2 protein-coding genes and 1 pseudogene are annotated in these 3,722 nt (G+C 75.2%); 1 reads left to right on the forward strand and 2 read right to left on the reverse strand.

Translation table 11 applies throughout. The features are described 5' to 3' along the window. The coding region (locus tag OQF71_RS14135) for an ATP-binding protein (RefSeq protein WP_280588452.1) at window positions 1-344 on the reverse strand (344 nt) is incomplete at its 3' end. After that, window positions 334-3,171: a DNA mismatch repair protein MutS gene (gene mutS / locus OQF71_RS14140; protein WP_280588453.1), complete on the reverse strand. Its 2,838-nt coding sequence runs from the start codon at window positions 3,169-3,171 to the stop codon at window positions 334-336. The genes OQF71_RS14135 and mutS, both read right to left, overlap by 11 nt. Window positions 3,172-3,381: 210 nt before the next feature. Here mutS and OQF71_RS14145 point away from each other — a divergent pair. Continuing rightward, window positions 3,382-3,722 (forward strand): annotated as a pseudogene (locus tag OQF71_RS14145) (molecular chaperone DnaJ); the annotation flags it as partial.

The raw sequence follows: 3,722 nt of genomic DNA on the forward strand, positions 1-3,722 counted from the left end.
CCGAGCGACGCGACGCCGACCGGGTCGCCGTCGGGCGCGAGTCTGCGCGGCGCGTGGCGCTCGACCGCGCGCCTCGCGTCCGCGCGTGACATGCCGCACCCGTCGTCGGCGACCCGGACCCGGTCGGTGCCGTCGCCGCCGACCGCGACCTCGACCGACGAGGCGCCGGCGTCGAGCGCGTTGTCGACCAGCTCCCCGACGACCCGCGCCGGCCGGGTGATCACCTCGCCGGCGGCGATCCGGTCGACCGTGGCGGGGTCGAGCCGGCGAACGCGGGCCGGCTCCTCGCCCGCTTCCGGAGTCGCGTTCGGCCGGCCTCCGCCGGCGCGCTCCTCACCCGCCATCGTCGAGCCTCGACTGGAGGTCGTGGAGGGCGTTCAGCGCCTCGATCGGCGTCATCCGGGCGAGGTCGAGATCGCGGAGTTCGGCGTCGAGGTCGCTTCCGGCGTCGACGCCGGCCCCCGCGTCCGTGGCCGAGGCATCGCCGTCTGCGCCCGGGCCCTCGGCGTCGCCGCCCGCGTAGTCCCGCGCGCCCTCCTCGGCGAGGAACTCGCGGAGCGAGACGTCGTCGGGCTCGTCCTCGTCGGTCGGCGCGTCTGGCCCGTCCGGGTCCGCCTTCCCTGACACGGCCTCACCGCCGGTGGCGTCGGCCGCCTCGTCGCCGGCCACCAGCGACCGCGAGCGCTCGACGACGGGCGCGGGGACGCCGGCGAGCTCGGCGACCTCGACGCCGTACGACGACGAGGAGGCGCCGGGGACGACCCGGTGGAGGAACGTCACGTCGCCGTCCTCGCGGGTGGCGGTGAAGTGGAGGTTGAAGACGCGCTCGCGCTCGTTCGCGAGGTCGGTGAGCCCGTGGTAGTGCGTGGCGAAGAGCGCGGTCGCGCCCAGCTCGTCGTGGACGAACTCGGCGGCCGCGCGGGCGATGGCGCGCCCGTCCGTGGTGGCGGTGCCGCGGCCGACCTCGTCGAGGAGCACGAGCGAGTCCGGGCCGGCGTCGTGGAGGATCTCCGTCAGCTCGCTCATCTCGCGCATGAACGTCGACTGCCCGCCCGCGATGTCGTCGGAGGCGCCGACGCGGGTGAACAGCCGGTCGAAGACCGGGAGCGCCGCGGCCTGCGCCGGGACGAACGAGCCGGTCTGCGCGAGCACCGTCGCGAGCGCGACCGCGCGCATGTACGTCGACTTCCCGCTCATGTTCGGGCCCGTTATCACGGCGACCGACCCGCGCGGGAGGTCGACATCGTTCGGGACGAACGACGCCTCGGCGCGCTCGACGACGGGGTGGCGGCCCCCCTCAATCTCGACCCCGGCGTCCGGGTCGTCGACGATCTCGGGGCGGACGTAGTCGCCCTCGACGGCGACGGCCGCCAGCGAGCAGCACGCGTCGAGCTCGGCGAGCGCGTCCGCGAGCCCCTGGATCCGCTCCGTCTCGCCCGCGACGCGCTCGCGGACGTCGGCGAACAGCTCGTACTCCAGCGCGTCCGCGCGCTCGGACGCGCCGACGATCTCCTCCTCGCGCTCCTTGAGCTCGGGGGTGTAGTAGCGCTCGCTGTTCTTCAGCGTCTGCCGCCGGCGGTAGTCGTCGGGCACCCGATCGAGGTTGGCGTCGGTCACCTCGATGTAGTAGCCGTGAACCTGGTTGTGGCCGACCGACAGCGAGTCGATCCCGGTGCGATCGCGCTCGCTCGCCTCCAGGTCGGCGACCCACTCGCGCCCCTCGCGCTCGGTCGCGCGGAGCGCGTCGAGGTCGTCGTCGAACCCCTCCCGGATCACGCCGCCGTCGGTGATCTCGGGCGGGGGGTTGACCGCGATCGCCTCGTCGATCAGCTCGCGGACCTCGACCAGCTCGTCGAGGCGGTCGCGGAGGTCGCGGAGGCGGTCGGTCCGCGGGCGGTCGGCGTCGTCGCCGGCGTCCGCACCGCCCGCCTCCGCGAGGAGCGACTTCAGCTCCGGCACGACCGCGAGCGTCGCGTGCAGCGAGCGCAGGTCCCGGGCGTCGGCCCGGCCTCGCGAGATGCGGCCGACGAGGCGTTCGAGGTCGTAGGCGGCCGCGAGCGCGTCGGCGACCCCCTCGCGGATCAGCGTGCGGTCGGCCAGCTCGCCGACCGCGTCGTGGCGGCTCCGGATCGCGTCGGCGTCGACGAGCGGCCGCCGGAGCCACCGCTCCAGACACCGCCGCCCGAGCGCGCAGCTCGTCTCGTCGAGGACGTCGAACAGGGTGTCGCTGGCGCCGAGGCCGCGGTTCTCGAACAGCTCCAGGCTGCGCTGTGCGGCGGCGTCGAGCCGCAGTCGGTCGCGGGGGTCGTACCGTCGGATCCGCGTGACGTACGAGAGCGGGCCGTCGTCGCCCTGCGTGTACTCGGCGTACGCGAGCACGGCGCCGGCCGCGCGCAGCTCGGCGTCCGCCTCGAACCGCCGGTCGGGCGCCGGGAGGTACGGCTCCAGCCGCTCGGTCGCGGTGCGTCGCTCGAAGACATCGGCGTCGTACTCGTGGGTCGACCAGCCGTTCTCGGCGTCGACGGGCTCGAACGCGGGAGCGTCCGGCCCCGCGATCAGCTCCGCCGGGGCGATCCGGTCGAGCTCGCCGGCGACGGCGTCGCGGTCGCCCGACGTGACGAGGCACTCGCCCGTGGAGACGTCGACGGCGGCGAGGCCGACGGGCGCCGAGTCGGCGGCCGCGGAACCGTCGTCGCCGACCCTGTCGGTTCCGTTCTCCTCGGCCGCCACCGCCGCCACGTAGTTCGTGGTGCCCGCCTCCAGCAGGTCGTCCTCGACGACGGTTCCCGGCGTGATAACCTCGGTGACGGCGCGGTCGACGAGCCCGGACGCCCGTTCGGCGTCCTCGACCTGGTCGCCGACGGCGACGCGGTACCCCGCGTCGAGCAGCGATTCGAGGTAGGGGGCGGCGTTGTCGAGGGGGACCCCCGCCATCGGGTAGTCGCCGGTCGAGTCCGACCGCTCCGTGAGCGTCACCTCGCAGACCCGCGCGACGACCTCGGCCGCCTCGCAGAACGCCTCGTAGAAGTCGCCGACCTGGAATAAGACGAGCGCGTCCTCGTGGGCGGCACAGAGGTCCGCGTACTGCGAGAGCATCGGCGTGAGCTCCCCGCGGGCGGCCGCGATACCCGGCGGGAGCCCCGTCACCACCTCTCGGTCCGCAGTTGGCATACCGCGAACCCGGGCGCCCGCGAGTATAAACGGTGCGGAGGGCGGCGGGTGCAGGGAGCGACGGGTGCAGGGAGCGGCGGGTGCAGGGAGCGGCGGGTGCAGGGAGCGGCGGGTGCAGAGAGCGGCGGGTGCGGGGACACGGCTTCCCGAGGGGCGGCCCCGCTTGTGCACCGCCGGGACTCTTACAACGATGGGCGCCCCAGTACGCACGTGACGAACCGGACGATCATCGTCGGCATGGCGGCGACGTTCATCGCGCTGACGGCCCTGCTGCTCGTCGCCGGGGTCGTGGTCTCGCCGGTCCTGCTGGCCGTGGCCGTCCCGTTCGGCGTCGTCGCGTACTTCCTCTGGTACCACGCCAGCGGCAAGCTCCGCGACCGCGTCCGCCGCGAGGCCTCGCAGGCGGGGGCGACCGAGCGCGAGCAGGCGCGGCGCCGCGCCCGCACGGCCGAACACCGCCGCTCCGCCCGCCGGACCGCGGGCGCGACCGACGGGGGGTTCGGCGGCGCGGCGGCCGAGGGCACCCGGAGCGCGGGCGGTTTCGGCGGGGG

Origin of the sequence: Halorubrum sp. Boch-26, from assembly GCF_029889805.1 — an archaeon.
In the GTDB taxonomy this organism is placed as follows: domain Archaea; phylum Halobacteriota; class Halobacteria; order Halobacteriales; family Haloferacaceae; genus Halorubrum.